This window comes from Nocardiopsis coralliicola, from assembly GCF_054779695.1.
The window spans coordinates 54,872-75,542 of the sequence record NZ_BAAGXT010000023.1; the positions used below are offsets into that span (position 1 = coordinate 54,872).

A 20,671-nucleotide genomic window follows, 5' to 3' on the forward strand; every position below is an offset into this window, starting at 1 on the left:
AGGGTGGATCCCCCCGCCTGGACCGGACGCGACGACGGCCCCGGCCCCGAGCACGACCGCTGGCACCGCCGGATCCGGCCGGCCGGCGGAACCGCGGCCCCCGGAGCGGTGCTGCAGGGCTTCGCCAGCGACGAGGGCGTCCGGCGCAACAGCGGCCGCCCGGGCGCGGCGGCCGGCCCGGCTGCGCTGCGCGGCGCGCTCGCGCCGCTGGCGCTCCACCACCGTCTGCCGCTCTACGACGCGGGCGACATCGCCGTGGACGACGGCGACCTGGAGGCGGGCCAGGAGGCCGCCGGGGCCGGCCTTGCCGCGGCGCGCGCCGGCGGGCACCTGCCGGTCCACCTCGGCGGCGGGCACGAGACGGCCTACGCCGCCTATCTCGGCGCGGCCCGGGCCGGCCGCACCCTGGGCGTGCTCAACCTGGACGCCCACTTCGACCTGCGCGAGGCGCCGCGCGCCACCTCCGGGACCGGGTTCCTGCAGATGGCCCGCGCCGAAGCCGAGCGCGGACACCGGTTCCGCTACTTCGCCCTGGGCATCGCAGCGCCGTCCAACACCCGCGCGCTGTTCGACCGCGCCGCGGAGCTCGGCGCGGAGTACCTCCCGGACACCGCCTGCACCCCGGGGGCGCTCGGCGAGGTGCTCGCCGCCGTCCAGGCGTTCACGTCCTCGGTCGACGATGTGCTGCTCACCCTCGACCTGGACGTGCTGCCCGGGTACGCGGCGCCGGGCGTCAGCGCACCCGCCGCGCTGGGCGTGGCCCCGGAGGTGGTGCTGGCCGTGGTCGACGCGGTCGCCGCCTCGGGCCGCCTGGCACTGTTCGACGTGGCCGAACTCAACCCCGCGCTGGACGCCGACGGCCGCACCGCGCGGCTGGCCGCCCGCATGATCGACCGCGCGGTCTCCGGGTGGTGCGCGCCGTGACCTTCGACCTCTCCCTCGATCTGGTGCAGAGCACCGCGCTGGCCGGCGTCCTGCTGCTGTTCGGCGAGTTCGCCCGGCGGCGCGTGGGCTTCCTGCAGCGGTTCGCCATCCCCGCCCCGGTCATCGGCGGGTTCCTGTTCGCGCTGGTGCTGCTGGCGCTGCGGGAGACCGGCACCGCCGCGGTGGAGTTCGACACCACCCTGCAGGACCCGGCGATGATCGCGTTCTTCACCACGGTCGGCCTGACCGGCAGCCTGGCGCTGCTGCGCAAGGGCGGCAGGCTGCTCGTCGTCTACCTGGTGGCCTGCTGGACGCTGGCGGTCGTGCAGAACGTCGTCGGCATCGGCCTGGCCGAACTGCTCGGCGTGGACCCGATGCTCGGAATCATGGCCGGCGCGGTCAGCCTGGAGGGCGGCCACGGCGCCGCAGCGGCGTTCGGACCGACCGCCGAGGCGATGGGCACCGAGGGCGCCACCGCGGTCGCGGTGGCCTCCGCCACCTTCGGCCTGGTCGCCGGCAGCCTCATCGGCGGCCCGCTGGCCGGCTGGCTGATGCGCCGGCACAACGTCCGGGTCCCCGAGCCGGAGCGCGCCACCCAGGCGGCCGGTGTCGCCGCCGGGTCTGCGGACGGCGGCAGCACCGGCGGACCGGACGGCTCCGGCGGTACGGGCGGCGCCGGTGGCGCCGCCGGCCCGGAGGAGGATGCCGGCACGGGCGGCCCGGACTACGCCGGCCTGCTGCCCACCGCCGCGGCCATCGGCGTCACCATGGTGCTCGGCGTTGCGCTGGGCCGCTGGTTCAGCGACGCGGTCGGATTCGTGCTGCCCGAGTACGTGGGCGCGATGATCGTCGCCGTCGTCCTGCGCAACCTGAACGACCGGTTCCGGTTCATCCGCTTCCACCAGGGCGCCGTCGACCTCATCTCGCAGGTCTCGCTCGGCTTCTTCCTGACCATGGCGATGATGAGCCTGCGCATCTGGGAGCTGTACGCTCTGGCGCTGCCGCTGCTGGCCATCCTCGCGGTCCAGCTCGTGGTGATCGTCGTGTTCGTCTCCGTGCCGGTCTTCCGACTGCTGGGCCGCAACTACGACGCCGCGACCATGGCCTCCGGCATGATCGGGCACGGGCTGGGGGGTACCCCGAATGCGATGGCCAACATGGACGCGTTCAACACGCGCTTCGGCGTCCGCTCCGAGAAGGCCTTCCTCGTCGTCCCCCTCGCCGGCGCCGTCCTCATCGACGTCGTCGGGCTCCCCTTCATCGTCCTCTGCATGAACCTCGTCGCCTGACACCGACAACACCGCCGAACCACCGACCACCACGCGCCCTCCGCTGCCCCGCAGCGGAGGGCGCGCCCGCACCCGCGGAGGGCACGCCGCAGCGCCACCGGGCCAACACGGACGCGTCCACCACCCGCTCCGGCAACCGCTCCGAGAAGGCCTTCCTCACCGTCCCCCTCGCCGGCGCCGTCCGCACCGACGCCGTCGGACTCCGCTGCGCCGCTTCCTGCACGAGCCCCGCGGCCGCGCCCGAACCGGCACCGCGCGGCGGGCGCAGCGCTTCACAGCCCGAGGAGGAAGCGGAGGTGGCGGGGCGGCGGCGCGCCGTGGGAGAGCAGGGCGTCGTGGCGCGCGCGGACGCCGAGGTCGGGCCGCTCGGTGGCGAGGGCGCCGGCCAGAGCGGCGATGTCGTGCCGGCCGAGGTGGGCGGCGACGGGCCGGGCGGCGTCCGGGTGGGCGCCGCCGAGCAGCGCGCCGCCCGCCTCAGCCGACCGCGGCGACGGCGGCGCGCTCGGCCGGGAAGTTGCGCCGCGCCGCGGCGGCCCAGCGGCGCCGCCCCTCACCGGTGCGAAAGAGGGGGTCGACGGCGAGTAGGCCGTCCAGCACCTGGATCCGCCCGGCGCGGAACGCCTCGTCCGGAACGTCGGCGTACTCTCGGCGGACCGCCGCGGCATAGGCCGCGTAGCCCTCGGGGCCGCGCCCCAGCACGGACAGGTCGGCGTCGCAGAGCACCGCGGCATCAGTGTCGCCGGCTTCAGGCCGGTGCTCGGCGGTGACCCGCACCAACCGGGCCACCTCGGCGGCGAACGCGGGACTGCGGCCGCACGCGGGAACGAGGCGCTCGGCCAACTGCGCGCTGCGCTCCTCGTCGTCGCCCGCCACCCCGTCGTGCACGGCGTCGTGGAACCACGCCGCGAACCGGACCGCGTCGGCGTCGTGCGCCTCCCCGGCCAGCAGGTCGACGGCGGCCAGCACCGCGGCCAGGTGGTCGGTCCCGTGATAGCTCCGGTGCGGCTCACCCCATCGGGCGAGCAGCTCCTCCCCCACCGCTTCGCCGCCGTCCCCGGCCAGCTCCCGCCACGCCTGCCGCAGATCCCCAGCCAGACCAGTCATCCCGGAAGCCTCGCACACCGCGGCCCGAGGGCGGCTTCGCCGGCAGTGTTCTTTGCTCCGCGCCGTGGGTGCCGGTCCACACGGAGGCCGGGAGTGCGCCGGAGCCGGGGCTGTACGGAGTCCCGCCTGCGCGGCGGCCGGGAAGGACCCGACGGCGCCACCGAGTCCACGACCTGCGACGAATCGGCGCACCTGACCGGGACCGGGGCGACGGATGCGGGCGGCACCACGATCGCGGACGCGTCCTGCTCCTCCACCGGAATGGCCCGCCTGACCTCGGTCGGAGTCATCGGCGACCCCGCGATGACGCCGCCCAGGCCGCCGAGGCCCGCGGAACTGCGCTGGGCGATGGCGATGCCGGCAGTCCAACCGAGCCGGCGGCACAAAGCCGACCTACACTGCGGCCGCACCGACCCCCCGGCCACCAACACCGCCCTCGGCGTCTCCGCCATCGCCTCCGAAGGCTCCCGGACGCACTTCGTCCGCGACCCCGACGGCCAGTTGATCTCCCTGGTCGACCGCGACGGCGACGTACACCTCGCCCGTCGCTTCTACTCCCCCTACGTCAACCAGTTCACCCCGGCCGCCCCCAGCCGACGAGGGATGAGCAACTGTGCCGCCTGCGAGCCGGCGAACCGAACCGATCCCACCGGACTTCTCGGCGGATGCCCGGATCCCGCCATCGGTGGTGCCGCCGTCGGCCTAGCCGGACTCGCGGCTTTCGCCTTCCCACCCGTCGGCCTCGGTGCGGCGGTCGGCGCTGAGGCCGGTTGGTTGACCGGGGGCTCCTTCGGCGCAGTCGGCGGATCGGTCATCGGTGCTGCCGTCGGGCCATCCGTCGTTTCCGGCCGAGGTGCGATAGGGAGAAATCAAACCGCGAGAACGGACAACGGGCGTCCGACTGCTGCCCTGACCTCGTGTCTGTCGAAGGCTCGGCCGTTCAACGGCCGGCCTGTCCTCACGTGGACAGCCGGCGCATGGAGCGGGCGCCGAGGCCGAGTGCCAGTGCGGCGACGGCGAAGGCGGCCAGGGCGCCGAGGGCGACCTCGGGCACGGCGATTCCGCCGTTGAACAGGGACCGTTCGGCGTCGACGACGTAGCTGATCGGGTTGAAGCGGGAGAGCGTGTACAGCCAGGCCGGGGCGAGGTCCATCGGCAGCATCACGCCGGAGAGCAGGGTCAGCGGGAGGATCGTGGCCTGCAGGACGCTGGAGAACTTGAACGGGACCTTCAGGGCCATCGCGAGCAGGTAGGAGAAGGTTCCCAGCCCGGTGCCGAGCACGGCGAGCAGTACCATTCCGATCGCGACGCCGGTCGGGGAGACCTCCACCCCCAGCACCGCAGCACCGGCGACCACCAGCAGCGCCTGGGCGATCAGCACCGTGACGTCGCGCAGCACCCGGCCGAGCAGCAGGGCGGTACGGCTGACCGGCGCTGCGAGCAGGCGCTCGTGCACGCCGCTGTGCATCTCCGGGATCATGCCGAAGCCGGCGAAGGCCGTGCCGAAGATGCCGAGCATGCAGAGCATTCCGGGGACGAACCACTGCATCGGGTCGGCGCCCAGCGGGCCCGGCATGCCGGACAGCAGCGGGCCGAAGAAGACGAGGTACATCACCGGCTGCAGCATGCCGAAGACGATCACGAACACCGGGTTGCGGATACTCGGCAGCATCTGCCGGCGGAAGACCAGCCAGGTGTCGCGCAGCGCCTTGGCGGCGCCGGAGGGGTCGGCGGCCGTGGCCGGGGCGGTCGCGGTGGTCACGGGGCTCTCCATTTCCGCGGCGCCGTCCGCCGCGCTGTCTGTCTGCCCGGCCGGGGCAAGCGCTCCGCCGGGTCCGTCAAGGCCGGTCACGCCCCCTCCCGGAGGCTGCGGCCGGTCAGGTCGAGGAAGACGTCGTCGAGGCTGGGCCGCTGCACGCGGACCGTCGTGAACGGCACCGCAGCGGCGTCGAGCGCCCGGAGCAGGCCGGGCAGCGCCTCGTCGCCGCGGTCGACGCGCAGCCGCACCTCGGACCCCGAGGCCTCCGGCCCGGCGTCGGAGCCCGTGCCGGCGGCCGACGTGGCCGCAAGGACTTCGGCTGCCGCGCGCGCCTGCTCGGGACCGGCGGTGCCGAAGGCGACGAGGTCGCCGGAGACCTTGCCCTTGAGCGCGTCGGGGGTGCCGTCGGCGATGGCGCGCCCGCCGTCGACGATCACCACCCGCTCGGCCAGCGAGTCGGCCTCGTCGAGGTAGTGCGTGGTGAGGAAGACGGTGGTGCCGTCCTCGTCGTGCAGCCGCCGGATGTGGCCGAGCAGCGCGGCGCGGCTCTGCGGGTCCAGTCCGGTGCTGGGCTCGTCCAGGAAGAGCAGCCCGGGCCGGTGGATGAGGCCGATGGCGATGTCGAGGCGGCGCTGCTGGCCGCCGGAGAGCGTGCCGACGGTGCGGCGCTCGGTTCCGGACAGGTCGAACAGGTCGAGCAGGTCGCCGGCCCGGCGCCGCGCCTCGGCCTTGGACATCCCGTGGAAGCGGCCCTGGGTGACCAGCTCGTCGCCGACGCGCTGGTCCTCGGCGCCGCTGCGGCCCTGGGCGACGTAGCCGATCCGGGCGCGCACGCCGGCGGGGTCGGCGGCGACGTCGCGCCCCGCCACCTCGGCGGTGCCGGCCGTGGGCGCCAGCAGCGTGGTGAGCATGCGCAGGCTCGTCGACTTCCCGGCGCCGTTCGGCCCCAGGAACGCGAGCATCTCGCCCGCCTCGACATCGAGGTCAAGGCCCGTGACGGCGTGCACGGTCCCGCTCTTGGTGCGGAAGTCGCGGGCGAGCCCGCGGGTGTGGATCACGGTGCTTCCTCCTTGCGTGGGGATGCGGGGTGTGCCCCCGGACACCCCACCCTGCCCCCGCGAGGGCGCGGAAGTCAATTTTGAATACTGGCCTCCGCGGCTCCCTGAACCGTCAGGCGCGGCCCCATTCGCTGCCGGCGAGGTCGTCGTCGAGCCGGAACCAGACGCGCCGGTAGGCGGGGCGCCCGTCGTCGCCCCACCGGGTGGCAAGCGCGGCAACCAATGCCAGGCCCCGTCCGGACTCGGATCCGGGGTCCCTGCCCGCGGGATCGGCGGCCAGGGGCTCGCGGTGATGGACCGACCAGGAGCCGGGGGCGCCCTCGTCCCGGCAGGTCAGTGTCATGGCTCCGGCATGGCGCTCGGCGTGCAGGGTGAAGATCCCGCCGGGCTGTCCCGAGCGGGTGTGCCGGACGGCGTTGGCGGCCAGCTCGCAGCCGAGCAGGGCGAAGACGTAGCGGTAGTCAGGGCTGCGCTGCACGGTGCACCCGTCCAGGAAGGCCCGGACCAGCGGGAACATCGCCACCTCGCCCCAGAAGGCGAACGAGCGCCGGCGGAACCGCGCCTGCCGCCCGGGGGCAGGATCGAAGTAGTGCTGCTTCTGCCACGGCACCGCCAGCTTGAGGGGCACGGTCACCTGCGGGAGCTGGTCGAGGACGAAACGAGGGGACATGACGCCTCCTGAAAGCGAAACGGAAGACCTGGCTGAGCCCAGCCAGGCATGAAGCCAGAAGCCCGCTCTCATCTGATACGCGAGGGCCGTAGCGCTAGCGTGTTCCCGCAGACTCGGAGTTGGGCTGCTCTTCACTCACACTCAGGATAGACAGAGATTCTCCAAAATCAATCGATTCAGAGAATCTCTGTTAACTCGAATAGGCTCCCGTCATGTCACGAACACTCAGTCCCACTGTGCGCCGCCGGAGGCTCGCGCGCGTCCTCCGCGGACTGCGCGAGGGTGCAGGCATGACCCTGGAGACTGCGGCTAAGCAGGCCGGCGTCCCCAGGGCAACGCTTGGCAAGCTCGAAACGGGCGATCTCAAGCGTGTCCGACTCACGGACCTCGACTCCCTCTCGGAGCTCTACCAGGTGGAGAACCAGACCAGGCTGGCCATGCACCAGCTGGCGACTGACGCCACTGAGCGGGGTTGGTGGTCGAAGTACAAGGACATCTTCGGCGCTGGGGCGATACCCGACTTCGAGGCCGAGGCCAGCTTCATCCGCACCTACGAAGCTCAGGTTGTGCCCGGTCTTCTACAGACGCCCGCCTACACGCGCGCAGTGTTCACCGGTACGAACGCGTTCGCCGAGGCCGAGATCCAGCGTCACGTCGATGCGCGGATGAAGCGTCAGGAAATCCTCCACCATCCCTATGCGCCCGAGTACGCCGCAATCATCGACGAAGCAGCTCTCCGCAGGACAGCGGGCGGCGCCGAATGCATGATCGAGCAGCTACGCCAGCTCACCACACTGGCAACTCGGCCACACATCACGATCCATGTGCTTCCGTTCTCCGCAGGGATGCATGCGGCGAACCTCGGCGGGTTCGTGATCATGGACTTCCCCGATCCCTCCGACCCCTCGATCGGATTCGCGGAGACCCCCACTTCTATCCTGTTTGTCGAGGACAAAGACGAGATCCGGCGTCATGACGCCATGTGGCGGGAAGCCCTCAACGCTTCCCTCACCGTCGCCCAGTCAATCGACCTGATCGACGAGGTCTCTACAAACCTAGAGAGTGGACTGTGACTCAGCCCGAGTTCCGGAAGAGCAGCTATAGCGGAGCGAATCAGAACTGCGTCGAGGTCGCCCAGGCCCCTGTACGCACCGCCGTCCGCGACTCCAAGCACCCCGACCGCGGCCACCTGGCCTTTCCCTCCGCCGAGTGGCACGCCTTCCTCACCGCCGTCGACGCCGGACAGCTCTAACCCCTCCCCCTCGACGCCGCCGGCGACGGCGTCGAGTCATTTCTGGGGGTGCCGCGTCTCCCCGGGCGGCGCCCCGAAGGACGGATCCGGATCGTCGGCCATGGTGTAGGCGCCGGCGTCGACGCGGTCGGCGAGGGAGCGGGTGAAGTCCAGGGAGGCGGCGCCCACCCCCGACCACCAGGTGAACAGTTCGGCGATGTGCGCGGGCTTGTACCCCATCACCTCGCCCCCGCGGAGCCGGTCCAGGTCCTCCTGGGCGCGCGCCAGCTCCGCCTCGCGGTGCCGGAGCAGCGCCACCGCCTCCTGCCGCGGCAGGCAGGTCAGGAAGCACAGCCCCGCGCCGAAGAACTCCGGCTCGGCTCCGCTGTCCGACAGCGCTCGGCGGACCAGCCGCAGCATCTCCGCGTCGCCGTCCTCGGTGAGGGCGTAGAGGGTGCGCTCCGGCCCTTCGCCGCTCTGCTCCGTCCCGGCGGAGCGCAGTTGGCCCTGCTGGAGCAGCCGCCGCAGCGCGTGGTAGATCGACCCCGGCTTGACCGAGGCCCATTCGGCCACGCCCCACGCCATCAGCTCGCGCCGCACCTGGTAGCCGTGCGCCCGCCCGTGGATCCGCACCACGCCGAGGACCAGCAGGGGAACCGCCGCCATCGTCCGCCTTCCGTTCGCCGGGTTCTGACGACGAGCCTACGGCGCCTCGTCCGCGCTCTCGGGGACGAGGTAGGGGCGGACCTCGGTTTCGGCGGCGCGGCCACCCACGTCGACCTTTCCACCGGGCGCGGGCCGCACGTCGATGCGCGATCCGGCCCCCTGCCGGATCACTAGCGGCCGTCCGAGCCGCGCACCCAGCCGAAGCGCCGCCGCACCGGTCGCCTCGTCCTCGGCGATCCCCATGCCGTGCGGGAAGACGCGGGCGCGGACCCGGCCGGCGGCCTCGTCCTCCCACGCCCAGACCTCCAGGTTCACGCCCTCCTCCCCGCCGGGGTACGCCTCGACGTCGGCGGCCGAGTCGAGCTGCCGCTGCTCAAACACCGGCGCGTCGCCGGGGTCGGCGCGGATCCAGGTGCGGTCGCCGTCGCGCCAGACCGGGATGTCGCCCGCCGGCGGGCGCAGCGTGTCCACGGCGGCGCCGTCGCGATGCAGCAGCCAGGCCGTGCCGACCAGCGGGTGGCCGGCCAGTGGCAGCTCCACGGCGGGCGTGTGGATCCGGAGCCGCCCGGTCGCCGCGTCTTCGAGGAACACCGTCTCCGAATAGCCCAGCTCCGCAGCGATCGACTGCCGCACCCCGGCCGCCAGCGGCGGCGCGCCGGTGAGCACGCCGAGGGGGTTGCCGCCCGTCGGCGCGGCGGCGTCGCCGCCGAGGAAGACCATGAGGACGTGCAGCGTCGGCGTTGCGTGAGTACTCATGCCGCCAGTCTGCTGCAGCCCGTCGGAAAGCACTACTGAAACCTTCTGCACCGCTCGCGAAGCATCCCTGAACCGTCAACGCCCCTCTGCCGGAACGTCCCGATCGATCGCTGCCGAGCCCCACGGAAAGCACTTCCGCCCCCGCGCCCGCCATGGCGATCCGCCTCTGCACCGTCACCGGCCGCCGAGGCAGCGCAGGGTCGTCCTACTCGCCCCAGGCCCCCAGCCTCCAGAGCCGCCATGCCCCACCCGGCCCCACGCCCGACACTGAAAGTTACTTATTCAGCCCAGTTCAGAAAGCTTGCTCCCCGCACACGCAGGGATGGACCCTCGCCCGGCCACTTGTGCATGAGGTAGCCGATCTGCTCCCTGCACACGCGGGGATGGACCCAGCCGATCTCGATGCTGCCCCAGAGGGCGGTCTGCCCCCGTATACGCAGGGATGGTCCGCACGACACCCCCGACGAGGGGTCCGGTCGGGTGCTCCCCGCGTATGCGAAGGCTGTCAGGAACTCCTCGGCGCCCGGATGCGAAGCCGATCGCGCGCGAACCCCCGATATAAATCAATTCGAGATCAGGTGGTCGAAGAACACGTAGCTTCCGTTGAGCGCTATCCAGCGAGCGAACATGGCTTCCACGTTCAAGGCGAGCATGGCTGTAGCAACAGCACAGCGCCCGCTGAGGAGTGTCAACAGGGCGGCCGCATACTCACTGGCTTCCCTAAGTAGGGTGAGCAGTCGGCGTTGTTGCGGCCGCGGCGCCGGAGGGTGGAGCAAGGCATCCAAGGATTACCATTTCGGGAACCAGTGGGTCGAATGTTCGTTATGAGTTTTTTGTCGGTTTTTCAAGAAGTAAATGAAAACGGCCTCTGCCGCTCATAAAGACGCAGGTCATTCAGTGTGCTCCCCGCGCACGCGGGGATGGCCCCCGTGATGCTGGTAATCCCCTCCGCCTGTTCAGGTGCTCCCCGCGCACGCGGGGATGGCCCCCCAATGACTCCACCGTCTGAGGTCCCGTCCTCGTGCTCCCCGCGCACGCGGGGATGGCCCCGTCTCAGACGTTCGCCGAACGCATGGACCGGCGTGCTCCCCGCGCACGCGGGGATGGCCCCATCGAAGTCGACGGGGCCAAGCTCCGCACCGCGTGCTCCCCGCGCACGCGGGGATGGTCCCCGGTCCCGCGGCGGCCGTGCTGGCGCTCGAACTGTGCTCCCCGCGCACGCGGGGACGGCTCCCCTGCACGCGAAAGCCTCCGAAAGGGCGTGCGGTCGGGAGGGGCCGTCCGGCGGGCTGCGAGGGCCTGCGGGCGAGAGATAGGATGAATCGCAGCAGCACTGGAAGTGGTGGCAGGCGGAATGCTGCCCCCTGCCATCCCCGCACCCGCCGTGCAGCGTGACCGAGCCGAGTTGTTCGGGGCTGCACGGTGTGAGCGGCGCGCGGTTCCCCCGCGTCGGCCGCCGTGCCCAGGCGACGGTACCGACCGACCGAACCGAGCAAGGAAGCCCCATGTCCCCTTTGGCGACTCTGCGCCGTATGCACGCGATCGCCGGCGCCCCCCTGCTGACCGCGTCGTTCCTGGCCCGCCTGCCGGTGTCGATGGCGCTCATCGGCATCCTCACCCTGGTCACCTCGGCGACCGGCAGCGTCGCCCAGGCCGGGCTGGTCTCCGGCGCACTCGCGCTCGGTGAGGCGGCCGGCGGCCCGGTGATCGCGCGCTTCGCCGACCGGCTCGGCCAGCGCCCGGTGGTGCTGGCCACCTCCCTGGCCGACGCCGCACTGATCGGCCTGCTCGTCTTCGCGGTGCACGCCCAAGCGCCGCTTCCGGCCCTCCTCGCGGCGGCGCTGGCGGCCGGACTGGCCATGCCGCAGATCGGCCCGCTGGCCCGGTCCCGGTGGATCGCGCTGGCGAACCGGCGGCCGGACCGGGACTCCTCGGTCGCCGCCGCGCTCTCGGTGGAGGGCGTGCTGGACGAGACCGGCTTCGTCGTCGGCCCCGCGCTGGTGGGGGTGCTCGCTGTCGCGGCCGACCCTGCGGCGGCGGTGCTCGGCGCAGGCGTGCTGATCGGCGTGTTCGGCAGCGTCTTCGCGCTGCACCCGACCGCCCTTCCGGGCAGCCGGCCCGATCCCGCCGCCGGCGGGATCGGCACCGCGGCGCTGCTCGTGCTGGCCGCACCGATGTTCTGCCAGGGCGTGTTCTTCGGCGCGACCTCCACCGGCGTGACCGCGTTCTCCCAGCAGGCCGGCAGCGCCGACCTGTCCGGACTGATGTATGCGGTGATGGGCGTGAGCAGCGCGACGGCCGGACTGCTCATGGCGTCGGTCCCGGCGTCGGTGGCGCTCACGCTGCGGCTCCGGCTCGCGGCGGGCGTGCTGGCGGTGTTCTCCGTACCGCTGCTCTTCGTGCCCGCGCCGGCCGCGCTGGCCGCCGCGCTCTTCGCGCTCGGCTTCGGCATCGGGCCGCACATCGTCACCGTGTTCGCGCTCGCCGAGCGGGCCGCGCCGGCGGCGCGGCTCGGCCAGGCGATGACCGTACTGGTCAGCGCGCTGATCATCGGCCAGTCGCTGGGATCTGCAGGGGCCGGGCGGCTCGCCGGCGCGGCCGGCCCGCAGGGCGCGTTCGCGCTCACACTGGCGGCGTCGGCGACGGCGCTTCTGGTGGCGGTGCTCGCCGTCCGCAGCCGCTGGTACCGGTCGGCGGCGGCCGGCGCCGCCGCGGGTGCGGCACCCGCGGAACTCGGGCGTTAAAGCGTCGTTAACAGGACACTTGCGGACAGGAGGGGCGCACTAGGCTCGTCACCGTGTCCGCACTGACGTCTGCTCCCCGCCCCTTCTCCGCCCTACGGCGCCCGCAGCGCCGAAGCGAGGTGTCCGTGCCCCAGCTGACCGGCGTCGCGCACATCACCCTGTCGGTGCGCGACCTCGACGCCAGCGTCGGCTTCTACCGCCGCGTCCTCGGCTTCACCGTGCTGGGCACCCGGGTGACCCGGCAGACGCGCACCGCGCAGTGCCGCGCCACCTGCGGGCTGCGGGTCGACCTGACCCGGCACGCCGACGGGTTCAACGCGGTCTTCGACCCGCGGCACGCCGGCGCCGACCACATCGCGTTCTCCGTCGACTCAGCGGCCGAGCTGGAGGTGTGGGAGGAGCGGTTCGCCCGGCTCGACGTCGAGCACGACCCGGTCCTGCACCGCGAGGAGGGCTCGATCCTGGCGTTCGCCGACCCCGACGGCATCCGGCTGGAGCTGTTCGCGCCGGCCGAAGCGGGCGACGAGAGCGACTGACCCGCGCCGGGCCGCGGCGCCCGGCGCGGCTCTCGGCCGGGCTATTCGGTGCTGACCAGCTGCAGGCCGACGTCGCGGCTGCGCATGTCCTCCACCACCGAGGCGGGCAGCCGGTCGTCGGTGATGATGGCGTCGAACTGCTCCAGGCGCGCCACCCGGAACGTGCCGAACTTGCCGTACTTGGTGCTGTCCACGGTGAGGACGCTCTTGGAGGCGATGCGCAGCAGCTGCTGCTTGGCGACCACCTTGGACTCCGACGGGGTGGTGGAGCCGCGGTCGACGTCCCAGGAGCTGCTCGCGATGAAGGCGATGTCGACGTTGACCTTGCCGAGGAAGTCCGCGGTGAACTGGCCGACCGAGGAGTGGTCGGTGTGCGAGACGACGCCGCCGGTGTGGATCAGCTCGATGTTGGGGTACTCCATGAGGTGGCCGACGACGTTGAAGTCGTTGGTGATCACGGTGAGCCCGGACTTGTCGGTGAGCAGCGGCACCATCTGCAGCGAGGTCGTCCCCGCGTCGAGGAAGACCGTGAAGTTCTCCCGGACCAGCTCCGCGGCGGCGCGGCTGATCGCCCGCTTGGCGGGCACCTCCAGCTGCGCCTTGGCGAGGTAGGACGGCTCGCTCTTCAGGCGCGCCGCCAGGCGCACCCCGCCGGTGACCGACAGCACCTTGCCGTCGTTCTCCAGCGCCTGGATGTCCCGCCGCACCGTCATGTGCGACACCGCCAGCAGCGATGTGAGCTCGTTGATGCTCAGAACGTGGCGTTCCTGCAGGAGCTTGAGGATGTGCTCGCGGCGCTGGTCGGGGATCATCGTCAGCCTTTTTCACCTTCGTCGTGTGCTGTGCTGTGAAGAACGTACGGGTTCACCGGACAGTTTCCCAGGTCCCCGGCCGCAGGCGGTGGCGGCGGGCCCGTGACTCCGCTCGCATCGTCCGGCGCGCGGCGTTCCCGCAGGGCGCTGCTCCGCACCGCCGCGGCACCCTACTGCAGCGTGCCCGATCGGCCCGGCCTGCGCCGCGAACCGCCAGCGATCACCCCAAGCCCGCCATAGCGCCCGTTTACTGCGAATTCGCCGTCTTCCCCGCGCGTCGGCGGCCCCGATGGCAGGCTGGACGCACGGGCCCGCCCGGCGGTCCCGACCCCCCGGTCGCGTGTCCACGCCGTCCGACGGAGAGGTGCCATGACCCTGGCGATCGCCCTGCGCGGCGACACCCCCCGGTTCCGTGAGAACACCATCCCCGCCCTGTCCTCAGCCATCGACCAGGGGGCCGATGCCCTGGCGGTCGACGTCGCCCTGACCACCGACGGCCACCCCGTCTGCGTGCGGGCCGCCGCGGCCGCCGAGCTCTGGCGCCTGGATGCGCCGGTCTCCGGGCTGAGCCTGGCCGAACTGGCCGCCGCCACCAGCGCGGGCGGCCACCGCATCCCCACCCTGATGGAGGTGCTCGCCGCCGCGGCCTATCCGCGCCGGGTCCCGCTGGTGGCCGACGTGCGCACGCCGGAGGCGGCGCTGGCCGCGGCCGCCGTGGCGGCGGCGCACGGCGCCACCGGGAGCGTGCTCTACTACGGTCCGGCGCCGGCTCTGGAGGCGCTCACCGCGCGCTATCCGCAGGCCGGCGTCGCCGTGGACTGGGACCCCGGCGGCCCCTGGCCCACGCTGGGCACCCGACCCCGCTACCTGCACTGCCGCGCCGACCGGATCGACCGGGAGGCCGTCGCCGAGGCGCACGGGCGCGGCTGCGGCGTCGGGGCCGGCACCGTCGACGACTTCGCCGAGATGGCGCGGCTCATCGGGATGGGCGTCGACGCCGTGCTCACCACCGAGGTGGCCGAACTGGCCACCCTCACCGCCGAGCAGCAGAGCGGAACGGCGCCGCGCGGGCGGCACAGCGTCTGACCGGCGCCGCTCCCGCGGCCCCGTGCTGCGCGCACCGCGCGGCCGCAGCGGCCCCGGCCCTCCCCGTTCGGACCGGCCCGGCCGGGGCGGCGCAGCGATCGGCCGCTCCCGGGGGGCGGACCGGGTCAGCGGCCGAGCCGGTAGCCCATCCCGCGGACCGTCGCGATGCGGTCGTGGCCGACCTTCTTGCGCAGCGCGCGGATGAAGACGTCGACCACGTTGGATCCGGGGTCGTGGTCGTAGCCCCACACGTGGGAGAGCATCTGCTGCCGGGTCAGCACCTGGCCCGGGTGCCGCATCAGCAGCTCCAGCAGGGAGAACTCGCGGGCCGTCAGGTCGCGCTCGGCGCCGTCCGCCCTCGCCCGGCGGGTGCGCAGGTCCAGCGTGATGCCGGAGTGCTCAAGCACGGCCGGCCCGCCGGAGCTGCTGGTGCGCATCCGCAGCCGGATCCGGGCGAGCAGCTCCTCGAACCGGAACGGCTTGGTCATGTAGTCGTCCGCGCCGATCTCCAGCCCGGTCACGGTGTCCCGGACTCCGTCGCGCGCGGTGAGCACGACGACGGGCAGTGCGGAGCCGCGCTCGCGGAGCCGGCGGAGCACGCTGAAGCCGTCGCCGTCGGGCAACCCGATGTCCAGCACCATGAGGTCGTAGCTGCCGTCCAGCGCCAGCTCCACCGCCTCGCCCGCGGTCCCCACCACGGTGGCGGTGAACCCGTTGGCGAGCAGTCCCTTGCGGACGAAGGAGGCGATGCGCTCTTCGTCCTCGGCGATGAGAATGCGGGTCACGTCCTGTCGCTCCTGGCTCCGGTCGGGAAGGTGAGGGTGAAGACGGCTCCCTGGCCGGGTGCGCCGCCGACCTGCGCGCGCCCGTGGTGGGCGGCGGTGATGGCCTGCACGATGGCCAGCCCCAGGCCAGCCCCGCCGCGGTTGGCGGACCCGCCGGCCCCGCGGGCGAACCGCTCGAAGATCCGCTCCCGCTCCTCGACCGGCACGCCGGGCCCGGTGTCGCTCACCCAGAACGACGCGCGCTCGCCGCCGTCGGTCACCGCCGATCCGACGGCGATGGTGTCCCCGGGCGCGGTGTGCGCGACGGCGTTCGCGGCGAGCTGGACCATGGCCTGGGTCACCCGCTGCGGGTCGGCGCGGATCGGGCCCTCGCCGAGCGACTCCAGCCGCCAGTCGCGGTCGCCGAGTGCGCGCACCTTCGCGTCGATGTCGAGGGTGAGCTCCTCGACGCTGCTGCGCTCGTAGCGCAGGAAGTCCGACTGCTCGGCCTTGGCCAGGAGCAGCAGGTCCTCGACGATGCGCGCCATCCGGTCCAGCTCGTCGGTGACCAGCCGCACCACCTCGGCGCGCTCCTCGGCGGAGTCGCCCATGAGCTCCAGGTGGCCGCGGACGATGGTGATCGGGGTGCGAAGCTCGTGGCCGGCGTCATCGACGAAGCGGCGCTGGACGGCGAACGCGTCCTCCAGCCGGTCGAGCATCCCGTTGAACTGGCGGGCGAGCGCGGCGACGTCGTCGTTGCCGGGCACGTCGATGCGGCGGGTGAGGTCCTCCTCGGTGATCTCGGCCGCCGCCTGGCGCACCAGGCGCAGCGGGGCGAGGATGCGGCCCGCCACCCACCAGGCGGCGGTGCCGGCCAGCACCAGGCCGACCAGGCCGACGGCGACGACCGTGCGGATGGTGGTGCCGGCGGCGTCCATGTCGGCGGCGGTGAAGTAGCCGACGACGAACCAGCCGCCCGGGTTGCCGCTGCCCTCGGGGGCTTCGACGCGCAGCTTCTCCCAGTGCATCGGGCCCTCGGGGGTGCGGGCGATGCCCCGGGCATCGGGGTCGCGCAGCACCGCCGCACGCACGGTGGGCTCGGCGGACGCGTCGAAAAGCGGCTCGGGGCCCTGCCGGACCCGGCCGGTGGGCACCGTCGCGGCACCGGCGTCCTCGTCGATGTGGCCGAAGAGGATCTCGGAGTCGTCGGGCTGCTGGTGTGTGAGGTAGGTCCGCATCAGCGCCTCGGTGTGCGCGAAGGGCTCGCCGGTGGCGGGGTCGATCCCGACCCGCGCGTACTCCTCGAACTCCTCGATCTCCTGGGTGAGGGCGGCGTCCACCCGCTCGTCGACGCCGGCGCGCAGGGCCTGCCAGGTGACCACGTCGATGAGCACGAGGACGGCCGCCATGAGGGCCAGCACCCAGGCCATGATGCGCACCCGGGCCGGCAGGTGGAGGCCGGCGCCGGCGGCGCCGCCGGGGCTGCCGGGGTCTCCGGGGCCGCCCGGCGGCGGTCCGCCGATCGGATCGGTGGCCAGGGCCGCGGCGGGGTCGCCGGTGAGCGGCGCGGTGGGGCCGATGACCGGATGCGGCGCCGCGGTGGGAAGTCGGCGCTGCGTGGGCTCAGTCATCGTCATCCAGGTCGTCGTCATCATCGTCGTCATCGTCGCCGGCGCCGGGGGCACCGCCGGGCGCGCCGCCGGTACCCGGATCGGGCGGCGGAGCGCTGGACGGGCTCGGGGTGGGCTCGGCCGAGCCGGTCACGGCCGGCGGAGGGTCGACGACGCCGTTGTCGCCGCCCGCTCCGTCCGGTCCGGAGCCGGAGGTCCCCGCCGACGGCGACTCGCCGACGACGACTTCCCCTGGCGGCCGCGGCGCTGCGGCGTCGCGGCCGAACGCCCAGGCGCCGACGCCGACCGCGGCGAGCACCGCGCACACTGCGCCGATGAGCGCGATGCGGTGGAGTGGTCTCATGCCTCCAGCATCACCGATGCAGTGAACGCGACTATGAAGAGCGGATGAGAAAGCCTTCATCTGCGCCCGTGGACCCGGTGCCGGGTCCGGGGGCGGGAGGGCGGCGCGGTGGGCGGACGGCCGCGCAGAGCGCTGCCCGCAGGGGTGGAGCGGCGCCGCGGGGCGGCGCGGCGGTGGTCCGGCCGCTGCGCGCGGCGGGCGGCTATGGCGCCGGTCTCATTCCGGCCAAGGGCGGCGGGCCGGTGCTGGCGGTGCGCTCGGCCTCACCTGGCGGGGGCGGGCCCGGGGCGGCCCGGGCCTGCGGGCCGCACGCCCGGAAGCGGTGCCGGCGGGGAGCAGGCAGCGGCGGCGTCTTCCCCCGGCCGGCGGCCCGTCGATTGAGGCGGCCGCGGGGATGTCCGCAGTGGACGGTATACGGCCGCGCCCCGCAGGCGGGCGCCGTCCAGTCGGCTCGGCGGGCGGGTTCAGCTGGCGGTGTCGAAGGCGGCCCAGACCACCTTGCCCTGGCCGTGCAGGGCACCCCATCCCCAGTCGGAGGCGAACGCCTCGATGAGCGCGATGCCGCGACCGCCCTCGGCGCGCTCTCCGGCCTCCACCCGGATCGGCCCGACCGTGCTGGGGTCGAAGACCATGCAGGCCAGGTGCGCGTTCTGCCGGATCAGGCCGAACTGGATGGACCAGTCCGACAGGGCGCCGGCGGAGGGCACGGCGTGCCGGCAGGCGTTGGTGACGAGCTCGGAGACGACGAGGAGCGCCTCGGAGCGGAGCTGGGCCAGATCCCAGTCGGCGAGCACGCCGGACGCGAAGTCGCGGGCCGCCTTCACCGAGGCGGCGTGGAAGGCCAGGCCGGTGACGGCGGTCGAGGGCGCTCGCATGCAGTCGCCGACGGGCAGGGGTGCCGGGGTCAGCCCGGTCCACCCCCAGGGCGCCGGGCGGTGCTGGGAGTCCAGGGCCGCTCGGGGGGCGAACGGCGTCGCGGACCGGTCTCCGTGGCCGGAGTGGGCGGGGTGCGCAGTCATGTCATCCCTACGTGCCGCTGAGCTGGTGGGGGCTCTCCGTCTGGTGGCCGGAGTCGCCCGGCGCGTTTGCACACGTTCGCCGGTCGCCGCCGGCGTTCCGTTTCTTACGACTGTAAGCACGGATGCACGTGCAAATTGCAGTCTAGTGAGGTCTACCCCTCCTGTCGCCCCCGGATCCCTTTGTTATCGAAACGTGGCTCCTGGTAGCGGACGACCTCACTCCAACCCGCTGCGTCGAATGGTGCACACCGTCCGAGCTGGGGTTTTTCCGCACCGCGAGCAGCGAGTACCGAAAACGGGCCGCACAGGGCCGCGGCAGGGCCGCCGCCGGCCTCCCGCCGCCCCCGGCGGCGCCCCAGGCGCAACCCCGCAGCACACGATGCAGCCGCGGGACCGCGGCCCGGTCCGGCCATCACCGCTCCATCCAGGGAAAACGTCGGATAAGTCCGGACTCGGAGCGTTCGCTCCGGAAAAGCGAACTATTGTGCTTACCAACGCAAGCACGGATGCAATCACGTATGCACGTGCATGCCATACTCGCGGCAGTGGGCGGCGCACCCCGCCCGCGGAGCGACGAAGGAGGATGCATGACTCAGCCCGGACGGCCCGGCAACGGCTCACCGGCCGACCGCCTCGCCGGCGCAGTGTGGCGCAAGAGCTCACTGAGCAATCCGAGCGGCAACTGCGTCGAACTGGCGGAGCTGCCTGGCGGTGAGGTCGCGGTCCGCAACTCGCGGTTCCCCTCGGGCCCGGCGCTGGTGTATACGCCCGCCGAAATCTCCGCCTTCGTCCGCGGCGCCAAGCAGGGCGACTTCGATGATCTCGCCGACCTGGCCGAGGTCTGACCCGCGCACCGCTTGCATCGAGACCCGCGCCCGTTCGGCGATCTCCGCCGGGACTGCCGAACGGGCGCGCCCTTCCCCTCCCCCCTCCCCTCCCCCGGACTCCCGCGGCACCGGCGTACTGCGGGAGTCCGGGGCCACGGCGGAGCAGGCCGTCGGGCACGGCCCGCCGCGCCCGCGGGAGATACGGCGCCCGGGGTGGTACACCACGGAGTGGAGCGGAGCAGCGGCAGGGAGTGGAGGACGCGCACCTCAGGGGCCAAGGTCCTGCATCGGACCGTGCAAACGCCGCGTGCATGCACCCGCAGTAGGCATTGAACACCGCGCCGGATAGGGCTACCGTGTTGGCCCCAAGACGGAGTTTCCGGCCCGCATCCTGAGATATAGCGCGGAATCCGGCCCAGCCCAGTGCTCCGCTCCCCTATCCTGTTCCACTGAAACCCGCGCACGCACCCCCCGGAGGGCACATGCACCTGGCGCGCCGAGAAGCCGATCCCGCCGCGGACGTCCTAGCCGCACCGCACGGCGGACCCACGGTGCTCCGCATCCTTCTGGGAACCCAGCTGCGCCGGCTCCGCACCGACAAGGGGATCTCCCGGGAGGACGCCGGCTACGAGATCCGGGCCTCCCACGCCAAGATCAGCCGGCTCGAACTGGGCCAGGTCAGCTTCAAGGAGCGTGACGTGGCCGATCTCCTCACCCTGTACGGCGTGCATGACACCGAGGAGCGCGCCAGCCTGCTCGCCCTGGCCCGCCAGGCCAACGACCCGGGCTGGTGGCACAAGTACAGCGACGTCCTGCCCAGCTGGTTCGAGGTCTACGTCGGCTTGGAAGAGGCCGCGTCCATCATCCGGACCTACGAGCTGCAGTTCGTGCCGGGCCTGCTGCAGACCGAGGAGTACGCCCGAGCCGTCATCATGCTCGGCCACGGCGACGCGCCCACCCAGGAGATCGAGCGCCGGGTGGCGCTGCGGATGAAGCGGCAGCGCCGGCTCACCGAGCAGGGAGCGCCGAAGGTCTGGGCCGTGGTCGACGAGGCCGCACTGCACCGGCCGCTCGGCGGCAACGGTGCGATGCGCCGCCAGCTCGAACACCTCATCGAGATGTCCACCCTGCCCAACGTCACGCTGCAGATCGTCCCCTTCGCCAAGGGCGGCCACGCGGCGGCGGGCGGGCCGTTCAGCATCCTCCGGTTCACCGGCGCGGACCTGCCCGACGTCGTCTACCTGGAGCAGCTGTCCAGCGCCGTCTACTTCGACAAGCCCGAAGAGACCGACAGCTACATGGTCGTGATGGACCGCCTCTCCGTCGAAGCCGCCCCGGCCGCCGAGACCGCCCGCTTCCTCGGGTCGATCGCCAAGAACTTCGGCTGATCCGCGGCAGCGCACCCGCGCTGCCCGCTTCACTCCCCAGCCTCGGCAGCGCCGCCGACACTGC

At 73.0% G+C, this 20,671-nt stretch carries 21 protein-coding genes and 1 CRISPR repeat array; of the genes, 9 read left to right on the forward strand and 12 right to left on the reverse strand.

Annotated elements, in window-relative coordinates; translation table 11 throughout:
- The first annotated feature begins 3 nt into the window (after window positions 1-3).
- Both hutG and ACYVGT_RS16870 read left to right on the forward strand, forming a co-directional pair.
- Window positions 4-924 (forward strand): formimidoylglutamase, encoded by a 921-nt coding sequence (gene hutG, locus ACYVGT_RS16865; RefSeq protein WP_460859333.1) that lies wholly within the window; start codon window positions 4-6, stop codon window positions 922-924.
- Window positions 921-2,213 carry a sodium/glutamate symporter gene (locus tag ACYVGT_RS16870; RefSeq protein WP_460859335.1) on the forward strand — a complete coding sequence of 431 codons (1,293 nt, stop codon included), beginning with the start codon at window positions 921-923 and terminating at the stop codon, window positions 2,211-2,213. Before hutG ends, ACYVGT_RS16870 begins: the two co-directional genes overlap by 4 nt.
- A 272-nt stretch (window positions 2,214-2,485) precedes the next feature.
- On the opposite strand, the gene ACYVGT_RS16875 is transcribed toward ACYVGT_RS16870, so the two are convergent.
- The 5 genes from ACYVGT_RS16875 to ACYVGT_RS16895 form a co-directional block, all read right to left on the reverse strand.
- On the reverse strand, window positions 2,486-2,767 hold the full coding sequence (locus ACYVGT_RS16875) for a hypothetical protein (RefSeq protein WP_460859419.1): 282 nt from the start codon (window positions 2,765-2,767) through the stop codon (window positions 2,486-2,488).
- The gene (locus tag ACYVGT_RS16880) at window positions 2,688-3,317 is read right to left on the reverse strand and encodes an HD domain-containing protein (protein WP_460859336.1); all 630 of its coding nucleotides are present in this window, start codon (window positions 3,315-3,317) and stop codon (window positions 2,688-2,690) included. The genes ACYVGT_RS16875 and ACYVGT_RS16880 overlap by 80 nt, the downstream gene beginning before the upstream one ends.
- Window positions 3,318-4,275: 958 nt before the next feature.
- On the reverse strand, window positions 4,276-5,079 hold the full coding sequence (locus ACYVGT_RS16885) for an ABC transporter permease (protein WP_460859338.1): 804 nt from the start codon (window positions 5,077-5,079) through the stop codon (window positions 4,276-4,278).
- Between the two features lie 86 nt (window positions 5,080-5,165).
- Complete coding sequence (locus ACYVGT_RS16890; RefSeq protein ID WP_460859340.1) at window positions 5,166-6,134, reverse strand: ATP-binding cassette domain-containing protein; 969 nt, start codon at window positions 6,132-6,134, stop codon at window positions 5,166-5,168.
- Window positions 6,135-6,246: 112 nt separating this feature from the next.
- A complete protein-coding gene (locus ACYVGT_RS16895; RefSeq protein ID WP_460859343.1) occupies window positions 6,247-6,804 on the reverse strand; it encodes an ATP-binding protein in 558 nt (185 codons plus the stop codon).
- Between the two features lie 212 nt (window positions 6,805-7,016).
- Between ACYVGT_RS16895 and ACYVGT_RS16900 the strand changes: the two genes are divergently transcribed.
- Together ACYVGT_RS16900 and ACYVGT_RS16905 are read left to right on the forward strand one after the other, a co-directional pair.
- Complete coding sequence (locus ACYVGT_RS16900; protein ID WP_460859345.1) at window positions 7,017-7,877, forward strand: helix-turn-helix domain-containing protein; 861 nt, start codon at window positions 7,017-7,019, stop codon at window positions 7,875-7,877.
- The gene (locus tag ACYVGT_RS16905) at window positions 7,874-8,056 is read left to right on the forward strand and encodes a DUF397 domain-containing protein (RefSeq protein WP_460859347.1); all 183 of its coding nucleotides are present in this window, start codon (window positions 7,874-7,876) and stop codon (window positions 8,054-8,056) included. The genes ACYVGT_RS16900 and ACYVGT_RS16905 overlap by 4 nt, the downstream gene beginning before the upstream one ends.
- A 36-nt stretch (window positions 8,057-8,092) precedes the next feature.
- Here ACYVGT_RS16905 and ACYVGT_RS16910 read toward each other — a convergent pair whose 3' ends face one another.
- Both ACYVGT_RS16910 and ACYVGT_RS16915 read right to left on the reverse strand, forming a co-directional pair.
- Window positions 8,093-8,701 (reverse strand): PadR family transcriptional regulator, encoded by a 609-nt coding sequence (locus tag ACYVGT_RS16910; protein WP_460859351.1) that lies wholly within the window; start codon window positions 8,699-8,701, stop codon window positions 8,093-8,095.
- 36 nt (window positions 8,702-8,737) lie between these two features.
- Window positions 8,738-9,457: a PhzF family phenazine biosynthesis protein gene (locus tag ACYVGT_RS16915; RefSeq protein ID WP_460859352.1), complete on the reverse strand. Its 720-nt coding sequence runs from the start codon at window positions 9,455-9,457 to the stop codon at window positions 8,738-8,740.
- 899 nt (window positions 9,458-10,356) lie between these two features.
- Window positions 10,357-10,691: a CRISPR direct-repeat array (repeat unit 29 nt; unit sequence GTGCTCCCCGCGCACGCGGGGATGGCCCC).
- A gap of 271 nt (window positions 10,692-10,962) precedes the next feature.
- Here ACYVGT_RS16915 and ACYVGT_RS16920 point away from each other — a divergent pair.
- The gene (locus ACYVGT_RS16920; RefSeq protein WP_460859355.1) at window positions 10,963-12,201 is read left to right on the forward strand and encodes an MFS transporter; all 1,239 of its coding nucleotides are present in this window, start codon (window positions 10,963-10,965) and stop codon (window positions 12,199-12,201) included.
- A gap of 125 nt (window positions 12,202-12,326) precedes the next feature.
- Window positions 12,327-12,737, forward strand: a complete 411-nt coding sequence (locus tag ACYVGT_RS16925; protein WP_460859358.1) for a VOC family protein — start codon at window positions 12,327-12,329, stop codon at window positions 12,735-12,737.
- 41 nt (window positions 12,738-12,778) lie between these two features.
- On the opposite strand, the gene ACYVGT_RS16930 is transcribed toward ACYVGT_RS16925, so the two are convergent.
- Window positions 12,779-13,549, reverse strand: coding sequence for a DeoR/GlpR family DNA-binding transcription regulator (locus ACYVGT_RS16930; protein WP_460859361.1), 771 nt, complete (start codon window positions 13,547-13,549; stop codon window positions 12,779-12,781).
- Between the two features lie 369 nt (window positions 13,550-13,918).
- On the opposite strand from ACYVGT_RS16930, the gene ACYVGT_RS16935 reads away from it, so the two are divergent.
- Window positions 13,919-14,635 (forward strand): glycerophosphodiester phosphodiesterase, encoded by a 717-nt coding sequence (locus ACYVGT_RS16935; RefSeq protein WP_460859363.1) that lies wholly within the window; start codon window positions 13,919-13,921, stop codon window positions 14,633-14,635.
- 125 nt (window positions 14,636-14,760) lie between these two features.
- On the opposite strand, the gene ACYVGT_RS16940 is transcribed toward ACYVGT_RS16935, so the two are convergent.
- The 4 genes from ACYVGT_RS16940 to ACYVGT_RS16955 all read right to left on the reverse strand — a co-directional run bounded on the left by ACYVGT_RS16940 (window position 14,761) and on the right by ACYVGT_RS16955 (window position 18,392).
- Window positions 14,761-15,420 (reverse strand): response regulator transcription factor, encoded by a 660-nt coding sequence (locus ACYVGT_RS16940; RefSeq protein WP_460859365.1) that lies wholly within the window; start codon window positions 15,418-15,420, stop codon window positions 14,761-14,763.
- The gene (locus ACYVGT_RS16945) at window positions 15,417-17,054 is read right to left on the reverse strand and encodes an ATP-binding protein (RefSeq protein WP_460859368.1); all 1,638 of its coding nucleotides are present in this window, start codon (window positions 17,052-17,054) and stop codon (window positions 15,417-15,419) included. The genes ACYVGT_RS16940 and ACYVGT_RS16945 overlap by 4 nt, the downstream gene beginning before the upstream one ends.
- Window positions 17,023-17,373: a hypothetical protein gene (locus ACYVGT_RS16950; protein WP_460859370.1), complete on the reverse strand. Its 351-nt coding sequence runs from the start codon at window positions 17,371-17,373 to the stop codon at window positions 17,023-17,025. The genes ACYVGT_RS16945 and ACYVGT_RS16950 overlap by 32 nt, the downstream gene beginning before the upstream one ends.
- A 464-nt stretch (window positions 17,374-17,837) precedes the next feature.
- Complete coding sequence (locus tag ACYVGT_RS16955) at window positions 17,838-18,392, reverse strand: ATP-binding protein (RefSeq protein WP_460859372.1); 555 nt, start codon at window positions 18,390-18,392, stop codon at window positions 17,838-17,840.
- A gap of 587 nt (window positions 18,393-18,979) precedes the next feature.
- Here ACYVGT_RS16955 and ACYVGT_RS16960 point away from each other — a divergent pair.
- Window positions 18,980-19,237, forward strand: coding sequence for a DUF397 domain-containing protein (locus tag ACYVGT_RS16960; RefSeq protein WP_460859374.1), 258 nt, complete (start codon window positions 18,980-18,982; stop codon window positions 19,235-19,237).
- A gap of 464 nt (window positions 19,238-19,701) precedes the next feature.
- On the forward strand, window positions 19,702-20,607 hold the full coding sequence (locus ACYVGT_RS16965) for a helix-turn-helix domain-containing protein (protein WP_460859375.1): 906 nt from the start codon (window positions 19,702-19,704) through the stop codon (window positions 20,605-20,607).
- Window positions 20,608-20,671 lie beyond the last annotated feature (64 nt).